This is a genomic window from Ruegeria sp. G2 (genome assembly GCF_056533505.1).
Genome location: NZ_JBQFON010000001.1, coordinates 302,309 through 322,287, shown reverse-complemented (window position 1 = coordinate 322,287; position 19,979 = coordinate 302,309). Strand labels below are relative to the sequence as shown.

Annotated in this window: 18 protein-coding genes; 8 read left to right on the top strand and 10 right to left on the bottom strand. The window is 55.9% G+C overall.

Annotated features, from left to right (window positions below; all coding sequences use genetic code 11):
• Positions 1 to 6: 6 nt before the first annotated feature.
• Together hydA and ACR0DU_RS01570 are read right to left on the bottom strand one after the other, a co-directional pair.
• Positions 7 to 1,461, bottom strand: a complete 1,455-nt coding sequence (gene hydA / locus ACR0DU_RS01575) for a dihydropyrimidinase (protein ID WP_480872102.1) — start codon at positions 1,459 to 1,461, stop codon at positions 7 to 9.
• A gap of 93 nt (positions 1,462 to 1,554) precedes the next feature.
• Entirely contained in the window at positions 1,555 to 2,805 is a 1,251-nt protein-coding gene (locus ACR0DU_RS01570; protein WP_319546961.1) for a Zn-dependent hydrolase, read from the bottom strand.
• Between the two features lie 169 nt (positions 2,806 to 2,974).
• On the opposite strand from ACR0DU_RS01570, the gene ACR0DU_RS01565 reads away from it, so the two are divergent.
• On the top strand, positions 2,975 to 3,583 hold the full coding sequence (locus tag ACR0DU_RS01565) for a TetR family transcriptional regulator C-terminal domain-containing protein (protein ID WP_480872100.1): 609 nt from the start codon (positions 2,975 to 2,977) through the stop codon (positions 3,581 to 3,583).
• 3 nt (positions 3,584 to 3,586) lie between these two features.
• Here ACR0DU_RS01565 and ACR0DU_RS01560 read toward each other — a convergent pair whose 3' ends face one another.
• From ACR0DU_RS01560 to ACR0DU_RS01545, 4 genes are all read right to left on the bottom strand, one after another.
• Entirely contained in the window at positions 3,587 to 4,066 is a 480-nt protein-coding gene (locus ACR0DU_RS01560; RefSeq protein WP_480872098.1) for a hypothetical protein, read from the bottom strand.
• Between the two features lie 73 nt (positions 4,067 to 4,139).
• Positions 4,140 to 5,444: an NAD-dependent dihydropyrimidine dehydrogenase subunit PreA gene (gene preA / locus ACR0DU_RS01555; RefSeq protein WP_480872096.1), complete on the bottom strand. Its 1,305-nt coding sequence runs from the start codon at positions 5,442 to 5,444 to the stop codon at positions 4,140 to 4,142.
• A 45-nt stretch (positions 5,445 to 5,489) separates the two neighbouring features.
• On the bottom strand, positions 5,490 to 6,824 hold the full coding sequence (locus ACR0DU_RS01550; protein WP_480872095.1) for an NAD(P)-dependent oxidoreductase: 1,335 nt from the start codon (positions 6,822 to 6,824) through the stop codon (positions 5,490 to 5,492).
• Between the two features lie 159 nt (positions 6,825 to 6,983).
• Entirely contained in the window at positions 6,984 to 7,616 is a 633-nt protein-coding gene (locus ACR0DU_RS01545; protein ID WP_170770482.1) for a cupin domain-containing protein, read from the bottom strand.
• 152 nt (positions 7,617 to 7,768) lie between these two features.
• On the opposite strand from ACR0DU_RS01545, the gene ACR0DU_RS01540 reads away from it, so the two are divergent.
• The 3 genes from ACR0DU_RS01540 to ACR0DU_RS01530 all read left to right on the top strand — a co-directional run bounded on the left by ACR0DU_RS01540 (position 7,769) and on the right by ACR0DU_RS01530 (position 10,844).
• On the top strand, positions 7,769 to 8,764 hold the full coding sequence (locus tag ACR0DU_RS01540) for a hypothetical protein (protein ID WP_170778967.1): 996 nt from the start codon (positions 7,769 to 7,771) through the stop codon (positions 8,762 to 8,764).
• Between the two features lie 72 nt (positions 8,765 to 8,836).
• Positions 8,837 to 10,129 carry an O-acetylhomoserine aminocarboxypropyltransferase/cysteine synthase family protein gene (locus tag ACR0DU_RS01535; protein ID WP_480872093.1) on the top strand — a complete coding sequence of 431 codons (1,293 nt, stop codon included), beginning with the start codon at positions 8,837 to 8,839 and terminating at the stop codon, positions 10,127 to 10,129.
• Positions 10,130 to 10,133: 4 nt separating this feature from the next.
• The gene (locus tag ACR0DU_RS01530) at positions 10,134 to 10,844 is read left to right on the top strand and encodes a GNAT family N-acetyltransferase (protein ID WP_170778971.1); all 711 of its coding nucleotides are present in this window, start codon (positions 10,134 to 10,136) and stop codon (positions 10,842 to 10,844) included.
• A gap of 1 nt (position 10,845) precedes the next feature.
• Here the strand turns inward: ACR0DU_RS01530 and ACR0DU_RS01525 are convergent, their stop codons facing one another.
• Positions 10,846 to 11,541, bottom strand: coding sequence for an SIMPL domain-containing protein (locus ACR0DU_RS01525; protein ID WP_480872091.1), 696 nt, complete (start codon positions 11,539 to 11,541; stop codon positions 10,846 to 10,848).
• A gap of 164 nt (positions 11,542 to 11,705) precedes the next feature.
• Here ACR0DU_RS01525 and ACR0DU_RS01520 point away from each other — a divergent pair, with 164 nt between their 5' ends.
• Positions 11,706 to 13,631 carry a hypothetical protein gene (locus tag ACR0DU_RS01520; RefSeq protein ID WP_480872089.1) on the top strand — a complete coding sequence of 642 codons (1,926 nt, stop codon included), beginning with the start codon at positions 11,706 to 11,708 and terminating at the stop codon, positions 13,629 to 13,631.
• 56 nt (positions 13,632 to 13,687) lie between these two features.
• Here ACR0DU_RS01520 and hppD read toward each other — a convergent pair whose 3' ends face one another.
• A complete protein-coding gene (gene hppD, locus ACR0DU_RS01515; RefSeq protein WP_010439415.1) occupies positions 13,688 to 14,785 on the bottom strand; it encodes a 4-hydroxyphenylpyruvate dioxygenase in 1,098 nt (365 codons plus the stop codon).
• A 147-nt stretch (positions 14,786 to 14,932) separates the two neighbouring features.
• On the opposite strand from hppD, the gene ACR0DU_RS01510 reads away from it, so the two are divergent.
• Both ACR0DU_RS01510 and ACR0DU_RS01505 read left to right on the top strand, forming a co-directional pair.
• Positions 14,933 to 15,388: an Lrp/AsnC family transcriptional regulator gene (locus tag ACR0DU_RS01510; protein ID WP_480872087.1), complete on the top strand. Its 456-nt coding sequence runs from the start codon at positions 14,933 to 14,935 to the stop codon at positions 15,386 to 15,388.
• A 20-nt stretch (positions 15,389 to 15,408) separates the two neighbouring features.
• A complete protein-coding gene (locus ACR0DU_RS01505) occupies positions 15,409 to 17,292 on the top strand; it encodes a monovalent cation:proton antiporter-2 (CPA2) family protein (RefSeq protein WP_480872086.1) in 1,884 nt (627 codons plus the stop codon).
• On the opposite strand, the gene cobT is transcribed toward ACR0DU_RS01505, so the two are convergent.
• Positions 17,289 to 18,299, bottom strand: a complete 1,011-nt coding sequence (cobT, locus tag ACR0DU_RS01500) for a nicotinate-nucleotide--dimethylbenzimidazole phosphoribosyltransferase (protein WP_480872084.1) — start codon at positions 18,297 to 18,299, stop codon at positions 17,289 to 17,291. The genes ACR0DU_RS01505 and cobT overlap by 4 nt on opposite strands.
• Positions 18,300 to 18,378: 79 nt before the next feature.
• Here cobT and cobS point away from each other — a divergent pair, with 79 nt between their 5' ends.
• Positions 18,379 to 19,143: an adenosylcobinamide-GDP ribazoletransferase gene (cobS, locus tag ACR0DU_RS01495; RefSeq protein WP_480872082.1), complete on the top strand. Its 765-nt coding sequence runs from the start codon at positions 18,379 to 18,381 to the stop codon at positions 19,141 to 19,143.
• Here cobS and ACR0DU_RS01490 read toward each other — a convergent pair.
• Positions 19,140 to 19,901 carry an ion channel gene (locus ACR0DU_RS01490; protein WP_170469450.1) on the bottom strand — a complete coding sequence of 254 codons (762 nt, stop codon included), beginning with the start codon at positions 19,899 to 19,901 and terminating at the stop codon, positions 19,140 to 19,142. The genes cobS and ACR0DU_RS01490 overlap by 4 nt on opposite strands.
• Positions 19,902 to 19,979 lie beyond the last annotated feature (78 nt).

Below are 19,979 nucleotides of genomic sequence, written 5' to 3'. Positions count from 1 at the left end.
AGAGGTTTACACACCCGTTGCCGGTATACCTGTCCGCTCAACAGGCCGGGGCGCTGTCAACTCTTTCCAGGTGCTTAGCGCCTTGTTCACATGGGTATTGGCCTCACGCGCGACGAACTTCCCGTGCCCTTCCTGAGTCTGAATCTCACCATCATGTACGGCTACCGCACCGCGGGTCAGCGTGAACCGAGGCAACCCGCGCACCTCTTTGCCCTCGAAGACGTTGTAGTCGATGGAGGATTGCTGTGTCTCGGCCGAGATTACCTTGGCCTTGTCCGGGTCCCAAACAACCAAATCAGCATCCGCGCCCACAAGAATTGCGCCCTTTTTCGGATAGCAATTCAATATCTTGGCGATGTTAGTTGAAGTAACAGCCACGAACTCATTCGGCGTCAGACGCCCGGTATTCACCCCATGGGTCCATAGCATCGGCATCCGATCTTCCAACCCTCCGGTCCCGTTCGGAATCTTGGTGAAATCACCCACGCCATACCGTTTCTGCTCCGTCGTAAACGCACAATGGTCTGTGGCCACAACGCTCAACGTTCCAGACTGTAGACCATTCCAAAGGCTGTCCTGATGCTGCTTGTTCCGGAACGGAGGGCTCATAACCCGACGTGCCGCGTGTTCCCAATCGTGGTGGAAGTACTCGCTTTCATCCAAGGTCAGGTGTTGGATCAATGGCTCGCCCCATACACGCTTGCCCTGCATCTTGGCGCGCCGAATGGCCTCATGCGCCTCTTCGCAGGAGGTATGCACCACATAGAGCGGCACACCTGCCATATCTGCGATCATGATCGCCCGGTTGGTTGCCTCGCCTTCCACCTGCGGTGGACGGGAATAGGCATGCGCTTCTGGCCCTGTATTTCCTTCGGCCAACAACTTCGCACTCAGCTCAGCAACCACATCTCCATTCTCGGCATGGACCATCGCGGTGCCACCTAGCTCCGCAAGACGTTTGAACGAGGCAAAAAGTTCATCATCGTTCACCATCAGCGCGCCTTTATAGGCCATAAAGTGCTTGAAGGTGTTGATGCCGCGGGTCTCGATGACGGCTTTGATGTCATCAAACACCTGCTCACCCCACCAGGTCACCGCCATGTGGAACGAATAATCACAGTTTGCACGCGTTGACTTGTTGTCCCAGCGTTTCAGCGCGTCTAACAGGCTTTCGCCCGGATTGGGCAGCGCAAAATCCACCACCATCGTGGTCCCGCCCGCCAGCGCTGCGCGCGTCCCGCTTTCGAAATCATCGCTGGAATAGGTCCCCATGAACGGCATCTCAAGATGCGTATGAGGATCGATTCCACCCGGCATCACATAACAGCCCGACGCATCCAGTTCCTTATCACCTCGCAGGTCCGGCCCAATCTCAGTAATCACGCCACCTTCAACCTTCACGTCCGCCTTATAGGTCAGATCAGCGGTCACAACGGTTCCGTTCTTGATCACAGTGCTCATGTTAAACTCCCTGATGCGGTCTGCGCCGCTTGCTTCATCTGGCTAAAAATATCTCCGGGGGACTCGCCCATCGGGCGACGGGGCCAGAGCCCCCTATTCCACGATCTCGGCCGTTTCAACGACGGCGTGCAGCAAAACATCCGCCCCGGCTGCAGCCCAATCCTTGCTGATTTCTTCAGCCTCATTGTGGCTGAGCCCATCCACGCAGGGGCACATCACCATCGCTGTCGGGGCAACTCGATTGATCCAGCAGGCATCATGTCCCGCGCCTGAAATGATATCTGTATGTGAATAACCCAACCGTTCAGCCGCGTCGCGCACCGCAGCAACGCAACCTTCATCGAATTTTACTGGATCAAAGCCGCCAACCTTCTCGAATTCGATCTGCAATCCCATCTCATTGACGATATCCTCTGCCGCGACGCGCAGCCGGTTCTCCATATCGGTGATCACATCCAACTCGGGTGATCTGAAATCGACCGTAAACACCGCCTTTCCCGGGATCACATTGCGCGAGTTCGGGTACACGTCGATATGACCCGCCGCACCAACGGCATGAGGCGCATGTGACCACGCAATCTCATCCACTTTCTCAAGAATACGTGCCATTGCCAGCCCGGCATTCTTACGCATCGGCATCGGAGTAGACCCGGTATGCGCATCCTTGCCAGTCACTGTGACTTGGGTCCAGCTTAGCCCCTGGCCATGCGTGACAACGCCGATATCCTTGCCCTCGGCTTCCAGTATGGGGCCCTGTTCGATGTGCAGTTCGAAGAACGCGTGCATCTTGCGCGCGCCCACCTCTTCATCACCGCGCCAGCCGATACGGTTCAACTCATCCCCGAATTTTTTGCCCTCGGCATCCTCACGATCATAGGCCCAATCCTGCGTGTGCATTCCGGCGAATACGCCCGAAGACAACATCGCAGGCGCGTATCGCGTCCCCTCTTCGTTGGTCCAGTTGGTCGCGACGATGGGGTGCTTGGTTTTGATCCCAAGATCATTCAACGTGCGAATGATCTCCAATCCACCCAACACGCCAAGCACACCGTCGTATTTGCCGCCAGTCGGCTGAGTATCCAGATGCGACCCAACATATACCGGCAACGCTTCAGCATCAGCGCCTTCTCGACGGGCGAACATGTTACCCATCTGGTCCAATCCCATGGTGCAACCCGCGTCCTCGCACCACTTTTGAAACAATGCGCGCCCTTCGGCATCCTCATCAGTCAACGTCTGGCGATTATTGCCACCCGCCACACCGGGCCCGATCTTGGCCATCTCCATCAGGCTGTCCCATAACCTGTCGCCATTGATCCTGAGATTCTGCGCCGGAGCTGCCATCTTTTTCTTCCCTGTTGCTTGCGATTTAGCTCGCTTTTAGTGTCTTGATTTGACCATCTGGTCAAACTCACGCTATCACGGGTTCGACATCAGTCAAGAAAATGCATGGTATTGCCGAAATTTTCGACATATCCGCCACGCAGAAAACCAAAAATAGGCACAGGGAAACATGCCCAAGGACCGCGCGCCAACACGGATTCAGCAAAAAAACCGAGCAGCGATTCTGGACGCTGCCCTGAATGTGTTCTCTGCACATGGATATCGCGGGGCCACCGTTGACCAAATCGCCGCCGAGGCGGGATTGAGTAAACCCAATCTGCTCTATTACTTCCCGTCAAAAGAGGCGATTCACACTGCCCTTCTAACTGGCTTACTTGAGGTATGGTTGGCACCTTTGCACGAGCTTGACGAAAACGGAGAGCCGCTGGAAGAGATCTTATCTTACGTCCGCCGAAAGCTTGAGATGAGTCGCGACCTCCCCCGCGAAAGCCGCCTGTTTGCAAATGAACTGGTTCAGGGAGCGCCCCGCATTCACGATGCTTTATCCAGCGATCTCAAGAATCTGGTCGATCAAAAAATAGCCATCCTTACCCGTTGGATGGATCAGGGAAAGATTGCGCGCCTGCATCCCTATCATTTGATTTTCTCAATCTGGGCTCTGACCCAGCATTATGCAGATTTTGACGTGCAGGTTCGCGCAATCTTGGGCGACGAAGATCCTTTTGAAGGCGCCGAGACTTTCGTTGATACACTCTATCGCAAACTTCTAACGCCATAGACGTTACTTCGCCGGTTTCAAGGCAAGAATACGCTTCAAAATTACGATGGTCATGGCCAGAATTATGGTCAAGTCGCCCATTGTATTGACTGTATTGATTTTGGGTACTTTTCTGGCATCCCGTACAATTGCGGTGTACATCTTGGGCTGCTGAACACCTACCGAATGCTCACGTTCGGATGCTTTGATGAAAGCGCTAAAGTCCTTGAGAGATTTAACCTTTTTTGTAACTTGGTTCAGAAATCTCTGATCCAGTTGCCGGTCCTCTTTCAGCTTCTTAAGCATCTCTTCGATCGAGCGTCGAAGTTTGATCAATTGTTCCAGATCCTTTTTGACCTGCTTTTGATGTTTCACAAAATTTTTTGCAGCAAGCGCGTCGCGTTGTTTCGCTTTGGAAAGGGCGACATTCTTCTTGGATGTATCCCGATCAAGCTTTGTGACCCGGTTGCCACCCTTGTTCCGACCCATTGGTGCCGCTGACATGACATGCTCCTTTGATCCTGTCCGTCAGCGGCAGTGTATCACCGAACCAGTTGTAGCGGGATTCCGGTATCTCTTACTCGGCGGCTTTGGCCATCGGATTGTTCGGATGCGTTGTCCAGTTGGCATATTCGGGATTAACCACTTTGCCCGTGCGCGGATCAACCTCTCCGGCTGCCATTGGCTCCATCGAGATACAGCCTTCGACCGGGCAGACATCTACACACAAGTTGCAGGCAACGCATTCTTCATCGATGACTTCGAATACCCGATCTGCCGACATCGAAATCGCCTGATGGCTGGTGTCCTCGCAGGCGGCATAGCAGCGGCCACACTTGATACACTGGTCCTGATCAATTTTCGCTTTTGCGATGTAGTTGAGATTCAAATATTGCCAGTCAGTGACATTGGGCACCGCGCGGCCGATCACCTGATCGATGCTGGTATAGCCTTTCTCGTCCATCCATTCTGACAAGCCTGCAGTCAGTTCGTCGATGATCTTAAAGCCATAGGTCATTGCTGCGGTGCAGACCTGAACATTACCACAACCAAGCGAGATAAACTCGGCAGCGTCACGCCAAGTGGTCACGCCGCCGATGCCCGAGATCGGCAGGCCACGCGTGGCTTCGGCACGCGCAATCTCGGACACCATGGACAAGGCAATCGGCTTCACCGCCGGACCACAATAGCCACCATGGCTGCCTTTGCCGTCAATCGATGGTTCGGGGCTGAACGTATCCAGATCTACACTGGTAATCGAGTTGATCGTGTTGATCAGCGACACCGCATCCGCACCGCCGTTCTTAGCGGCCGCGGCGGGTTTGCGGATATCGGTTATGTTCGGCGTCAGTTTCACGATAACCGGGCGATCGTAATACTGTTTGCACCACCGGGTCACCATTTCGATATACTCCGGCACCTGCCCCACAGCCGAGCCCATGCCGCGCTCGCTCATCCCATGTGGGCAACCGAAATTCAGCTCGATCCCATCTGCGCCCGTTTCAGCGACACGCGGCAGAATGGCCTTCCACGCAGCCTCTTCACAAGGCACCATGATCGAGGCGATCAGGGCGCGATCCGGATAATCCGCCTTCACGCGGGCCATTTCCTCAAGGTTCACCTCTAGCGGGCGGTCGGTGATCAGTTCGATGTTGTTAAGACCCAACAACCGGCGGTCCGCGCCGTAGATCGCGCCATAGCGTGGCCCGTTTACGTTTACGACCGGAGGGCCTTCGGACCCCAAAGTCTTCCATACCACACCGCCCCAACCGGCCTCGAAGGCGCGGCGAACATTGTATTCCTTATCCGTCGGTGGCGCGGAGGCCAGCCAATAAGGGTTTGGACTTGAAATTCCCAGAAAGTTTGATGTTAAATCAGCCATTTATCCGGCCTCCCTGATGCAGTTCTGCATCTTTGTCTTTGAGTTTCACGCGCTCAGAGCAGCATGGATATCCATCGCTGCATCGCGGCCCTCGGCCACTGCGGTAACGGTCAGGTCTTCGCCACCTGCTGCACAGTCTCCGCCAGCCCACACACCGGTAATCGAGGTGCGTCCTGCCCCGGTTACAGCAATCTTATTGCCATCCAGCCTTAGCCCTTCCGGCGCACCGTCAAGCGTCTGACCGATGGCCTTAAAAACCTGATCGGTAGGCACACGAACGGTTTCTCCTGTACCGGTCAGTCGACCATCATGACTAGCAGTATACTCCAATTCGATCTCTGCCGCGGCTCCATTTCCGTGAATGGCCACAGGTTGAACGTTGCACAGAATACGAACACCGTGCGACGCCGCCAAATCCTGTTCGTACCGGCTGGCCCCCATTGCGTCGCGACCTCGGCGATAGGCGATGGTGACGTGCTCTGCCCCCAGCAGCTTCGATTTCACTGCCGCATCCACCGCAGTCATGCCGCCGCCAATCACAACGACATTCCGACCGACCGGGAGATCAGCCAGGTCGCTGGCCTGTCGCACATCCGAGATAAAGTCGACCGCCGGGCGCACCCCGTCTTTATCGACCCCATCTGCACGTAGCGCATTCACCCCTGCCAGTCCGATCGACAGGAACACAGCGTCATAGTTATGTTGCAGCCCTTCCAGTGAAATCGTCTCACCCAGAACCGAGTCGGTCTCAATCGCAATTCCACCGATTTTTAACAGCCAATCGACCTCGGCCTGCGCAAAATCATTGGTCGATTTATACGCCGCAATGCCATATTCGTTCAGACCGCCCGGCTTGGGCTTGCCTTCGTGGATCACCACATCATGCCCCAGCATCGCCAGACGGTGGGCACAGGCCAGACCAGCGGGCCCTGCCCCGACCACTGCGACCGTCTTGCCCGTTAGCGCGGCGCGCTCGAACGGATGCGCGCCCGAGGCCATCACGTCATCGGTTGCATATCGCTGCAGGCGTCCAATCTCGACCGGCTTGCCTTCGGCCGTCTCACGCACGCATGCCTCTTCACAAAGCGTCTCCGTCGGACAGACCCGGGCGCACATGCCGCCTAGGATATTTTGTTCCAGAATAGTCTGCCCTGCTGCCTGCGGTTGCCCGGCCTGAATCTGACGAATGAACAACGGAATATCGATATCCGTCGGACAGGCCGTTACACATGGTGCGTCATAGCAGAAATAGCAACGATCCGCGGCCACGGCTGCCTCATGCGGGGCCAGTGGCGGATGCAGATCGGTGAAATTCGAGGTCAGCTCATCGCTGGAAAGCCGCCCGGAGACGATCCCGGGTGCCATCTGGCCCTGTGCCATCACTCTACTCCCTGTAGATATGTTTGTTATGAGCTTCAGCTTGCCACATTCTGATTTTTTATCAATTGGTAAATTTACCAAATGGTCAAAAAAATAGAAATCCGGGAAAAATGGCCCGGATTTCCTTAATAATTGCTCACATTGTTAGCACGTTTGGCGTCAGATCATCCCACTTAGGTGGCCGGATTTGATCCAAACACGGGCTCCACCCTCTCCTGCGATGGCTGTCGAGCGTGATCCAGGTGGTAGTCGCAGCCAATCCCAAACACCAAATTCTTCGCCTGTCTCGATAAAGCTGCCTTCGAGAACGAAGACCTCAAGCCCCTTGCCAGAGTCCAGTTCAATTTGCTCACCAGCAGCCCAGCATTGCACCTGAACATCCTCATGCGCATCCTTAAACAAATCGATATCTCCGCCCCCGTTGATGGAACGACGCACTTCGGTGCGGTCTTTGGGGTCGAACTGGTGAAGCTTGACGAGGATCGTCGCGCCTTCGCTGGCCGAAGGAGTGTGGGATGAGGTCGGAGGATTACGCACATAGCTGCCGACCGGAAAATCTCCGGTTTCATCCTGAAACACACCATCCAGCACCAGATATTCCTCGCCTCCGTCATGGGTGTGCGCTGAAAATGCGCTGCCAGGGGCAAAACGCACGATGGTTGTGGCCCGCGCCACTTCCTCGCCAATGCGGTCCAGCATCTTACGTTCAACGCCGGCAGCCGGTGACGCGACCCATGCGGTCTGATCAAAGTGAACGGCGACCCGCTGGGTGAAATCTGCATTGACGCGCATCTGCAATCCTCCTGCGTTGCTGTCACATTAGATGGGAGCATGACGCGGAATTTCAAACCGGGCACGTCTGGGGTTTTGACGCCCTTCACAGCTTGTTGTACTTCCGGTCGAGACCGGTGCCCAATTCCGGCCCGTTTAGAAAGCGCGAAAAGATGCAGGCAAGCCCAACGACGTTCAACATCCTCATCATCGGGCAAAACAACCGTCTGCAATACGAGGCACTATTGTTCGCGGCATCGCTGCGCCATAGCTCACCCGGATTTACCGGACGTTTCTTTGTTGGCGTTCCTCAGAAAGGCCCCTTGTGGTCCCAAGACCCGAGCATTCAGGATGAGGACGTGTTGCAAGCCTTGCGGCAATTGGGTGCTGAGATCTTGCCCTTCGAATCGCAAATCTTTGGAGCAAGCTATCCCCACGGCAACAAGATCGAAGCGCTGCTGGCGATGCCGGAAGGCGAGCCATTTGTCTTCTTCGACACCGATACATTGATCACCGGTGAAATTGCCGATGTACCATTTGATTTCAACCGGCCCGGCGCCTCGCTCCGTGTCGAGGGCACATGGCCGAAGCCCACACTTTATGGCCCCGGTTATGACGGCATCTGGCGCGCGCTTTATGACCGATTCGGGCTGGATTTCGAAAGCTCGCTCGATTCCAGACAGCCACCGGGATATTGGCGACACTACCTGTATTTCAATGCGGGATACTTCTTCTACAAATGCCCTCACCAGTTTGGTCGGCGGTATCTTGATTACGCCCGTACCATTCGGGACGAAGGTATCCCCGAACTCACCGGGCAGGTCCTAGACCCCTGGCTGGATCAGGTGGCATTGCCGCTGGTCATCCACTCGTTCGGCGGTGGTCGGGATGCGCTGCCAGAAGGTCTGTTGGATGGGTCAGTCAGCTGCCATTATCACCTGTTTCCGATGCTCTATGCGCGAGAAAGCGATCATGTGGTCGAGGTGCTAGAGACCGTTGTGGCCCCCAACAAGATCAAGAAGGTGCTCAAAGGCTATGACCCGATGAAGAAACTGGTGATCCAGCGCAAAGGCGCAAAAATCCGGGCAATGTTCGACAGAAACAACCTACCAGCACGCGAACAGGTCATACGCAAGACCATCAAGGCCAAGGGACTTTGGCTGCGGTGACGTGGACGTTGTGTGGTGCAAAGCAATGTCCTAGAGATTTACTAACGCTCATTCCAACAGGAGATTTCGAAGATGTCTGATGGCCCCACCTATGGTTTCGACACGCTGCAGATTCACGCCGGGGCCCGCCCCGACCCCGCTACCGGCGCGCGTCAGACACCGATCTACCAGACTACGGCCTATGTGTTTCGCGATGCCGACCATGCTGCTGCGTTGTTCAACTTGCAGGAAGTTGGGTTCATCTATTCGCGTCTGACCAACCCGACCGTCGCTGTTTTGCAAGAACGCGTGGCAACGCTTGAGGGCGGCGTCGGCGCTGTCTGCTGTTCCTCGGGTCACGCGGCGCAGATCATGGCGCTATTCCCACTGATGGGTCCGGGCTGCAACGTGGTCGCCTCAACCCGCTTGTACGGGGGCACGGTCACGCAGTTTAGCCAGACCATCAAACGTTTCGGATGGTCGGCCAAATTTGTCGACACCGACGATCTGGACGCCGTAAAAGCCGCCATCGACGAAAACACCCGCGCGGTGTTCTGCGAATCCATCGCCAACCCTGGCGGTTATGTCACTGACATCCGCGCGCTTGCGGACGTCGCAGACGCGGCTGGCATCCCGCTGATCGTCGACAACACCTCGGCCACGCCTTACCTGTGCCGTCCGATCGAGCATGGCGCGACTCTGGTCGTGCATTCAACCACCAAGTACCTGACCGGTAACGGCACTGTCACCGGCGGTTGTATCGTGGATTCGGGTAAGTTTGACTGGTCTGCGAATGACAAATTCCCCTCGCTCAGCGAGCCCGAGACTGCGTATCACGGCCTGAAATTCCACGAGACTTTCGGCCCGCTGGCCTTCACTTTCCACGGCATTGCCATCGGTCTGCGCGATCTGGGTATGACCATGAACCCGCAGGCAGCACATTATACCCTTATGGGGATCGAGACACTCTCACTGCGGATGGAGCGACATGTCGATAATGCCCAGAAGATCGCCGCCTGGCTGGAAGCGGATGATCGCGTGGACTACGTGACCTATGCGGGCTTGCCCTCGTCACCTTATCATGATCGGGTCAAAGCGCATTACCCGCGCGGGGCTGGTGCGCTGTTCACATTTGCAGTCAAGGGCGGATATGACGCCTGCATCAAGCTGGTCAACGCGTTGGAAATCTTCAGCCATGTGGCCAACTTGGGCGATGCGCGCTCGCTGATCATCCACTCGGCCTCGACGACCCACCGGCAGTTGACGCCTGAGCAGCAGGAAGCTGCAGGCGCGGGCCCGGGTGTCGTGCGCGTCTCCATCGGCATCGAAGACGCAGACGATCTGATCGCCGATCTGGATCAAGCGCTGTCCAAGGCGAGCGCCTAATCCAATGACCAAGCACAACACAAATGAACTGGGTCAACCCATCGGCTTGCCGGTCACGGGCGAATTTCCTCGCCCCACCCCGCCTTACACACCGATGCAGGGCCGGTTCTGTTCCGTTGTGCCACTGGATGTGAACCGGCACGCGCCCGGATTGTACCGGGCGTTTGCCAGTGACACGGATGGCCATAACTGGACCTATTTGCCTTATGGCCCCTTCGCCTCTGAGGCTGATTTCACCACATGGGCGCAGAACAACTGCATGGACGCCGATCCCATGTTCCATACGGTGTTGGATGCCGAAGAAACGCCCGTGGGTATGGCCTCGTATTTGCGTGTCGAACCAGCAGCGGGTGCAATCGAGGTGGGCCATATCCATTTCTCACCCCTGCTCCAACGTAAACCGCAATCGACCGAAGTGATGTATCTGATGATGCGTCGGGTGTTCGATGAACTTGGCTATCGCCGCTACGAATGGAAATGCGACGCTTTGAACGCACCCTCAAAGCGCGCGGCCGAACGCTTGGGATTTACGTTCGAAGGTATTTTCCGACAAGCGACCCATTACAAAGGGCGTAACCGGGATACCGCTTGGTTCTCGATTATCGACAGCGAATGGCCGCGCATTCGCGCAGCATTCGAGAATTGGCTTGCACCGGGGAATTTCGATGCAGCGGGCCAGCAGCGACAACCGCTGCAAGCCCGCGTTGAAGCGTAGCTTAGTCCGCGATTTCGAACTCCATAGCGATATTGACTGATACGGAAATCTCTCCACCCGCTACAGGAACGCCACCGGCGTCAGACATCGCCATTTCGCGCATCTGGGCCATCGGGCGAACGCCCCCACCGTGATCGTTTATCGAAATCACCGGACCCAAAGTCACGCCTGAGGCCTCGGCCAATTGTTGCGCCTTATCGGTTGCGTCTACGACCGCTTTCGCGCGCGCTTCAACCTCAAGCGGCTTAGGCTCCTGTACACTGAAGCTCAAGCCGCCAAAATCATTGGCCCCGTCCTTGATGACGGCATCCATAATCTGACCCAGTTTATCCAAATCCCGAACTCGAACAGAAACACGGTTTGAGGCTGTAAATCCGGTGATCTTGGGTGCTTCGTCGTTTGAGTTCCTGTGCCCAGACCAGACTGGTGACAACGACAGATCGCGGGTCTGAACATCCCGTGATTCCAAGCCCATCTCATCCAACCGTTTTAGAATCTGTGTCACAGCGTCAGAGGTCGCCTGCATCGCAACCGATGCCTGGGCGTCCTGGTTCGTCACGCCAAGCGTTATGGTTGCCATATCTGGCGCAGCCACGGCCGTTCCGGTTCCACTGACGGTGATGCGACGTTCTTCCGCATGGGCAGGCAACGCCGCGACGGCTGCGGTCATGGCAGCCAGAAAAGCAAGTGTCTTCAAGGTGATCTCTCCTTATGACTTGTCGCTAAGATGGGTGTCATACTCCGTACACGGCAAGGGGGAAACGCGCCTTTTTCTTTCCCTCGGCGAGTTCCTGCTCTAATCTCGTCGGGCAGACATCCAAGCGTTTGCATTGAAGCTGACAATTATGGTTCATCGCGATCATGAAACCCGCCTTTGTGCTGTCATTTTCTGAAAACGGTATTTCCTTGCATCACCAGTCGGATGGAGACTGGTACTGCATTGGCACTATCCCGTTGGATGCACCGGATTTCACTGATCAGATCCGGACCCTTCGCGATCAGGGATTCGCACTAGAAAACAACCTAAGCTGCAAGCTCGTGATTCCTTCGGATCAGGTACGTCTTTTGACGGTCGATACCGATGGAATGGATACCGAAGCGGCAACGCAGAAAGTTGAAGAAACATTAGCCTCAGCAACACCATACCAGTTGTCCGAGCTGACCTTTGTCGCAACTCCGAACGGTTCGGACATTCACGTCGCAGCAGTCGCGCAGCAAACTTTGAAAGAAGCGCACTCATTTGCGGTGGAACATGGATTTATCCCAGAAGGGTTCTGGCTTAGTGCCAATGGTGAAGACGCTCTATCAGGGTCCGTTTACGAAGTGCCTGCGTCTGAGATGGACTTCCAGTCAAATGAAATCAGCTCTGCGCTCGTGGCAAAATCGCCGGCAGCCACGCCTGATGAGGCATCGAGTATTCCCATTCATCCCATCGCGGATACCGCTGATCCGACCGCTTTCCGTTCCGCTCAAAGCGCTGAATCGCCCGCGATCTCTTCGTCGGTAGAGGTGAAAAAATATGTCATTCCGGCGGTTGCTGCATCCGTTCTATTGGGCATGGTACTTGGTCTCTGGTCACTGAACAGCGATGAACCTATGGTCGATGCCCCAGAACCAGTCGTGGCAGAGGCGCCCGTTTTAGTTCCAGAGCCACAGCAAGATGTCCCGACAACTGTGGAACCCAGCGCACCAGATGTTGCGGAACTCGCAATTGAACCTGAACCCGCCGAGCCGAACACCGGTGACGAAACTGATCTGTCTGCAACTGATGAGGCCATTCTCGAAGCTTTGAAGGTTGCTCCTGAACCGGTTGAAGAAATTTCTGGCCTGCCAGATTTCGGGACAGAGTTTCATGACTTCACTGGGACCGCGCCTGTTGAACCGAACCCGTTGGCCGAACCACCGCTGGAACAGCTTGCTGATGTCTATCTAACTTCGGTTGATCGCGCTGATCTGTCGACCGACACCGTTGCCCTGCCACCGCATGAAAGCCTCGAAACTGACGAAGCTTTTGAGTTGACCACCCTGCCCGGCGCCGCGGGTCAGAGGTTTGAGTTGGACGAACGTGGTCTGGTGACGCCGACCGCAGAGGGCACTCTGAATCCAGCCGGTGTGATGGTCTACCTGGGCCGCCCTTCATCGGTGCCTCCGGAATCCCCTACACGGTTTGAGACAGAGCCCGTTGTTGTTGAAGAGGTTGACGAAAGGCTCGCATCAATCCGACCCCGCCCAAGGCCCAACAACCTCGTTGATCAATTCGAAAGACAACAATTGGGTGGCCGGTCTCGTCAGGAATTGGCCTCGGTGCGACCAAAACTGCGCCCGAAAAGCCTGCAATCCAAGCCCGAGGTTGACGAAACACCAACCGCTCTGGCGGTGGTTCTTGTTCCACGCCCCAAGCCACGCCCTGCGAATATCGCCGCATTGGTTGCCAAGAAACCCAGCACCCAAAGTGCTTCGCTGGGATCGACCGCGAATGTGGCAACCAGCAGTGATGAGGCCGGTTCATTCCAGCCCAGGGCTGTAAAACCCAAGATACCGACAACCGCCTCGGTTGCGCGACAGGCGACCATCGACAATGCCATCAACCTACGCAAACTCAACCTGATCGGTGTATATGGCACCCCGGCCAATCGCCGTGCCCTGGTGCGCCTGCCCAGCGGGCGCTACAAGAAGCTGAAAGTGGGTGATCGTATCGATGGTGGGAATGTCGTGGCCATCGGAGATAGCGAATTGCGCTATCAGAAACGCGGTAAGAACATTACCCTCAAGATGCCACGCGGATAAAAGAAGAGCGCCCTGTTTGGTAAACAGAGCGCTCAGTTATTTTCATTGATCTCAGATCAGGCGGCCGAAATCTCACCTGATTCAATCTGCTCGCGTTCAATCGATTCAAACAGGGCTTTGAAGTTACCCTCACCAAACCCATCGTCGCCTTTGCGCTGAATGAATTCAAAGAAGATCGGGCCGATTACGGTTTTCGAGAAGATCTGAAGCAGGATCTTGGTCTCACCCCCATCAACAACGCCTTCGCCGTCGATCAGAATACCATGCTTCATCATTCGATGCTTGGGCTCATCATGGCCAGACACACGGTCGTAAGACATGTCATAATATGTCTCGTTCGGGCCAGGCATGAACTTCAACCCCTTTTCGGCAATCGCATCGGTCGAGCCATAGATATCATCGCTACCCACCGCGATATGCTGGATACCCTCGCCATTGTATTTCTTCAGGTAAGACACGATCTGCCCGGTTTCACCCCGGTCCTCATTGATCGGAATGCGGATGCGACCGCAAGGAGAAGTCAGCGCTCGGCTGAAAAGACCTGTATGCTTGCCCTGAATATCAAAGAAGCGAATTTCGCGGAAGTTGAACAGGTCGCCGTAGAATTTGAACCACTTGTCCATGTTACCCTTGAACACGTTGTGGGTCAGGTGATCGAGGTAATAGAACCCATCACCGCGCGGTTTCGATTGCTCCAGCCACTCAAACTCCTCGTTATAGGGCGAGGTGTCATAATACTGATCGATGAAATAGATCAGCGAGCCACCGATACCCTTGATCGCCGGGACATTCATGGTCTTGTCGGCACCGTCATAGGGCTCGGCCCCTTTGGCAATCGCGTGCTCATAAGCCTTCTGCGCATCCACAACACGCCAGCCCATCGCAGGGGCGCAAGGACCATGCTCGGCGACGAATTTCGCGGCAAAGCTGTCGGGGTCCGCGTTCAGGATGTAGGTGACATCGCCCTGCTGCCACAGCTCGACCTTGGGGGTGTCGCGGTGGTAGCCGACATATTCGAACCCCATCCGCGCAAACAGATCGCGCAGTTCCTGCGGTTCGGGGTGGGCAAATTCAACGAACTCGAACCCGTCGGTGCCGGCTGGGTTTTCTTCGCTGATGACAGATTTCGGGGCGTTATGCGGGAAAGGACCCATGGCGCGTCTCCTCGGAAAACAGGAATTTCTTTGCTGATTCAAAAATACGCCTTATTCGGTGCTGTTTCTGCGCATTGTTTTCATGTAGACTGAATTTGAGCGCGGAACATCCGCACGAAACACACAAAAACCGGAGATTCACCGCACATGCTGGATGCAACAGACACACGACTGTTGTCAGCTTTGCAGAAAGATGCGCACCTGACGGCACATCAATTGGGTGAGATTTTAAACCTGTCGGCCAGTCAGGCGGGCCGCCGCCGACAGCGCCTTGAGGCTGAGGGCTATATCACCGGATATACGGCCCGGCTGGACCCGCTGATGCTGGGGTTGCAGGTTCAAGGGTTCATTCAGGTGCATCTGGGCACACATGGCCCCGAACAATCCGCCAGCTTCTCCCGCATGGTCAACACGCGCCCCGAGATCACGAGTGCCTGGACGATGACGGGTGAGGCAGATTACCTGCTTCATGTCTATTGTGACGACTTATCCGCACTCAACAGCTTGCTTCACGAAGTCATCCTGCCGCATCCTGCAGTAGCACGTGTGCAAAGCCAGATCGTGATGGACCAATTGAAACGTGACGCGCCGCTCCCGACCTGAGCGGATTTAAGAGGACAATAATGGACGAGTTCCTTTATCAGGCATCGATCTATTTGGCAGCAGCGGTGATCGCCGTTCCGTTATCCGCGCGTCTGGGCCTGGGTTCAGTGCTGGGATATCTGGCCGCCGGAATTGCAATCGGACCGATTCTGGGCCTTGTAGGCGCAGAAACAGAAAGCCTTCAACACGTCGCCGAGTTTGGCGTTGTCATGATGCTGTTCCTGATCGGGCTGGAACTTGAGCCCCGCGCCCTTTGGGACATGCGCGACAAGTTGTTGGGGCTGGGCGGGCTGCAGGTTGGCCTGTCCACCGCCGTGATCGCAGCTGTGGCGTTCTACGCGGGCCATCAATGGTCGGTGGCGCTGGCTGTCGGCCTTACGTTGTCACTGTCATCCACCGCTATCGTTCTGCAAACCTTGTCCGAGAAAGGGTTGATGCAAACCAATGGCGGGCGCGCCACATTTTCGGTTCTGTTGACACAAGATATCGCCGTCATACCTATTCTGGCCTTTCTGCCCCTTCTTGCACTGCCCGCCAGCGTCCACATTGAAGACGATGGCTCGATCAATCGAGGTGTGGATTCCGCCCACGGAGCCGATCATCACGCCACACTATCGCTGGTCGAGGGTTTGCCTGGTTGGGCCGTCACCCTGGTTACAATCGGAGTGGTCGCCTTTGTCGTGTTGGCGGGAATCTACTTGACCCGCCCCCTTTTTCGGTTCATCCACGCCACCCGCTTGCGCGAGATGTACACGGCACTGGCGTTAATGATCGTGGTTGGCATCTCGTTCTTGATGACCCTGGTGGGCCTTTCCCCCGCCCTTGGCGCGTTTCTTGCGGGCGTTGTTCTGGCCAGTTCGGAATTCCGGCATGAGATGGAAAGCGACCTTGAGCCCTTCAAAGGTCTGCTGCTGGGTCTGTTCTTCATCACCGTTGGTGCCGGGATCGATGTGGGCTATTTCTTCGCCGATCCATTTGATCTGATCGGGCTGGCGCTACTTGTGATCTTGGCCAAAGGTATCATCCTGTTCATCGTTGGGCGTGCTTTCAAACTACGTGGACGTGATCACTGGCTGTTTACTTTGGGATTGGCCCAGGCTGGCGAGTTTGGGTTTGTATTGCTGGCATTCTCGACACAGCAAAACGTGATCCCTCCGGGCTTGTCGCAAAAACTGCTTATGATCATCGCCCTGACCATGCTGATCACCCCTCTCCTGTTTATCCTCTACGATCTGCTTTCTCGCTATATCGGCGAGAACAAGCCAAAGGTCGAACCAGATGAGATTGATGAGAGAGGGCCTGTCATAATTGCAGGGATCGGTCGCTTTGGTCAGATCGTGAATCGCCTGGTACAGGCAAGCGGATTCAAGACCGTGGTTCTGGATCACGACATTGAAACCATCCAGCTTATGCGCCGGTTTGGCGTGAAAGGATTCTTGGGCGATCCGACGCGTCCCGAACTGCTGCGCGCCGCCGGGATTGAAAAAGCCTCGGTTTTGGTCGCGGCCATGGATGATTACAAACAGGTCACTCGTCTGGTCGGATATGCGCGCCGCCAGCGGCCTGACCTGCACATCATCGCTCGGGCGCGAGATCGCACTCATGTTTACGAACTCTATCAGGCCGGGGCCAATGACATCGTGCGCGAAATGTTCGATGGGTCACTACGTGCGGGTCGCTATGTTCTCGAGAATATCGGCCTTAGTGAATATGAAGCCGCGCAAGCAGAACAAACTTTCTATCACCACGACCGAGGATCGGTGCGCGAGTTGGCAGAGCTGTGGATACCCGGCATGCCCACGGCAGAAAACAAAAAATATATCGAGCGTGCGCGGCAACTTGAAAAAGATCTAGAAACCGCGCTGCTGGAACTGGCGGAGGAACACGCCAAGAAGTCGGCTTAACCGTCTGTAACTCCGGCCTCGGCAAACGTTGCCATGCCGGAATGACAGGCCACGGCGCTTTTAAGAATGTTGATCGCCAGCGCCCCGCCCGAACCTTCGCCCAAGCGCAAGCTAAGGCTTAGCAACGGTTCCTTACCTAGCTTGTTCAGCATTGCGGAATGTGCACCTTCGGCACTTTGATGGCCCGCAACAGTGTGATCCAGCGCAGTGTCCGAAAGTTGCGCCAAACAGGCCGCTGCTGCCGCACAGATGAATCCGTCCAGAATGACTGGAATGCGCAATACACGTGCAGCGGCAATCGCCCCTGCCATGGCCGCAATCTCGCGCCCGCCTAGGCATTGAAGGATACGCAGACCGTCGCCTTGACCGTGCAGGGCAACGCCTTCGGCAACAACGCGTGTTTTGTTCGCCAACCCTGCATCATCTACGCCTGTGCCGCGCCCGGTCCAGTCAGATGCATCTCCTCCAAACAGCGCACAGGCGATGGCGGCTGCAGGGGTGGTGTTGCCGATACCCATCTCTCCCACAACCAGCAGATCAGCCTGCGGGTCGACGGCTTCCCAGCCTGTGCGCAGCGCGCGCAGCAATTCATCTTCGCTCATCGCGGCGGCTTGGGTGAAATCTGCGGTCGGACAGTCCAGATCCAACGCATGCACATCCATCTTGGCGCCCGCAGCCTTGGCCAGTTGATTAATCGCAGCACCGCCGTGTTCGAAATTCATGACCATCTGAACAGTGACCTCAGGCGGAAATGCTGAAACACCCTGCGCGGTCACGCCGTGGTTGCCAGCAAACACAATGACCTGAGGCGCACTGATCCGTGGCCGCGCATCACCACGCCAACCCGCATACCATATCGCCAAATCCTCAAGCCGTCCCAAGGCTCCGGGTGGTTTGGTTAGTTGGCCATTGCGCTCTTGCGCGCCCTGCACGGCAGAAGTATCCGGACCGGCCGCACCGGTCAGCGCGTCGCGGAAACTGTTCAGATCGTCGAGTTCAGGCAGCATTGAAAGCCTCGTTGCATCAGAGTGGTCCTGTGTGTTTAACCAAACCTGACAAAGCAACAAGACCCTGAAAGGCCTGGGAGTGACCAAAAACGACACTGCCCCATTTTCCATATGGGATATTCCGCTTGCGCTGGTCTTGCTGACACGCTTGCCCTTGCCACGCTTGCCGGAAGAGGCGTTTACTCGCCAGTCGCGCGCCGTCTGGGCATTTCCGCTTGCAGGGCTGATAGTTGGTGCCCTGGCGTGTGGTATCGGGTGGATCGCAGTCTGGGCGCAGTTGCCCGAATATGCAGTCGCTGGCCTGATCGTTGCCGCGTTGATCGCAATCACAGGTGCTATGCATGAAGACGGGTTGGCCGATACGTTCGATGGCCTTTGGGGAGGGTTCACGCCCGAGCGGCGGCTCGAGATCATGAAGGACAGCCATATCGGCACCTACGGCGTGCTGGCACTGCTGCTATTTCAGATTCTACGTATCACAGCCATTGCAGCCCTTGTTGGCGCCGAGATGATGACAGGCGTGCTGGTTGCATGTGTGTTTTCCCGGTCTCTCATGCCCGCCTTGATGACTTTTCTAAAAAATGCACGGCACTCAGGGCTAAGCCATTCAGTCGGCGCGCCACCGGTATCGGCGGTTTTGGCGGGGTTGGCAGTGGCCGCAGTGTTGGCATTGGGTTTATTAGGCGCTCTGGCGTTGATCCCAATGCTTTTTGCGATGATCGCCAGCCTGATTGTGGCGAAGATCGCCAAGGCCAAGATCGGAGGTCAGACCGGCGACATTCTGGGGGCGACGCAGCAGATAACCGAGATCACATTCCTGCTGACGCTGATCGCTTTGATCTAACTGGCACCCCCCGTCGCGATCCGCAGCGTCGCGCCGCAGTGCTTGCAATGCACAGCGTCCGGGTCGTGGCGAAACAGACCACAGCTGGGGCATTTGTAACGCACTTTCTGCGGCATGAAGATCGCCTGCGCCAGACGCACGAACAGGGCCACACCAACAACCATGATGAAAACCGAAAACAGCTTACCGCCCGGCGTCGACAACGTGATGTCACCAAACCCAGTTGTCGTCAGTGTGGCCATCGTGAAATACAGCGCGTCGATATAGGGCGTCTGGGTGTCTTCCGGCACAAAAAAGACCAATACAGCGGTCGAAGTCGCAAAGACAAAGACCAGCAAATTGATTGCAGCGATCACCGCGTCTTCATGGGTTCGGAAAAACCTGCTGTCACGCCGCAAATCCCTGAGCAAATGGTATGAATGAATCAAACGCAAGGCGCGCAGAATGCGCAGAAACGCCAGGTTGCCGGTCAGAAATGGATCAAGGAAAAGCGAAACGATAACAACAATGTCCGCCAACGTGTAGATCTGACGTAGTAGCTTCCAACGATCTTTCGATATCCAAAGTCGGGCAGAAAAATCCATGAGAATGAGCACGCCGACACCAATACTGGCTGCGGTAATACCTGGACCGTGCGGAATATGCGCGGTCGCAACAAAAAACACGATCGTTGCGATGTCGAACAGGATCAGACCATACCGAAACCAGACCGAAATTGGGTCGTGGCTGATGTATAGAAACTTCACAGCCTGCTTCATCTTTACCCCGTATCAGCCTAATATTCAGAGAAAAATACCCTGAAACGACTACAGCACCAAGCGACGGTTCATAAAAAA

What these genes read in the sequence shown, in the direction of transcription:
- hydA (WP_480872102.1), bottom strand. Translation starts at nt 1,461, where the DNA reads ATGAGCACTGTGATCAAGAACGGAACCGTTGTGACCGCTGATCTGACC.
- ACR0DU_RS01570 (WP_319546961.1), bottom strand. Translation starts at nt 2,805, where the DNA reads ATGGCAGCTCCGGCGCAGAATCTCAGGATCAATGGCGACAGGTTATGG.
- ACR0DU_RS01565 (WP_480872100.1), top strand. Translation starts at nt 2,975, where the DNA reads ATGCCCAAGGACCGCGCGCCAACACGGATTCAGCAAAAAAACCGAGCA.
- ACR0DU_RS01560 (WP_480872098.1), bottom strand. Translation starts at nt 4,066, where the DNA reads ATGTCAGCGGCACCAATGGGTCGGAACAAGGGTGGCAACCGGGTCACA.
- preA (WP_480872096.1), bottom strand. Translation starts at nt 5,444, where the DNA reads ATGGCTGATTTAACATCAAACTTTCTGGGAATTTCAAGTCCAAACCCT.
- ACR0DU_RS01550 (WP_480872095.1), bottom strand. Translation starts at nt 6,824, where the DNA reads ATGGCACAGGGCCAGATGGCACCCGGGATCGTCTCCGGGCGGCTTTCC.
- ACR0DU_RS01545 (WP_170770482.1), bottom strand. Translation starts at nt 7,616, where the DNA reads ATGCGCGTCAATGCAGATTTCACCCAGCGGGTCGCCGTTCACTTTGAT.
- ACR0DU_RS01540 (WP_170778967.1), top strand. Translation starts at nt 7,769, where the DNA reads ATGCAGGCAAGCCCAACGACGTTCAACATCCTCATCATCGGGCAAAAC.
- ACR0DU_RS01535 (WP_480872093.1), top strand. Translation starts at nt 8,837, where the DNA reads ATGTCTGATGGCCCCACCTATGGTTTCGACACGCTGCAGATTCACGCC.
- ACR0DU_RS01530 (WP_170778971.1), top strand. Translation starts at nt 10,134, where the DNA reads ATGACCAAGCACAACACAAATGAACTGGGTCAACCCATCGGCTTGCCG.
- ACR0DU_RS01520 (WP_480872089.1), top strand. Translation starts at nt 11,706, where the DNA reads ATGAAACCCGCCTTTGTGCTGTCATTTTCTGAAAACGGTATTTCCTTG.
- hppD (WP_010439415.1), bottom strand. Translation starts at nt 14,785, where the DNA reads ATGGGTCCTTTCCCGCATAACGCCCCGAAATCTGTCATCAGCGAAGAA.
- ACR0DU_RS01510 (WP_480872087.1), top strand. Translation starts at nt 14,933, where the DNA reads ATGCTGGATGCAACAGACACACGACTGTTGTCAGCTTTGCAGAAAGAT.
- ACR0DU_RS01505 (WP_480872086.1), top strand. Translation starts at nt 15,409, where the DNA reads ATGGACGAGTTCCTTTATCAGGCATCGATCTATTTGGCAGCAGCGGTG.
- cobT (WP_480872084.1), bottom strand. Translation starts at nt 18,299, where the DNA reads ATGCTGCCTGAACTCGACGATCTGAACAGTTTCCGCGACGCGCTGACC.
- ACR0DU_RS01490 (WP_170469450.1), bottom strand. Translation starts at nt 19,901, where the DNA reads ATGAAGCAGGCTGTGAAGTTTCTATACATCAGCCACGACCCAATTTCG.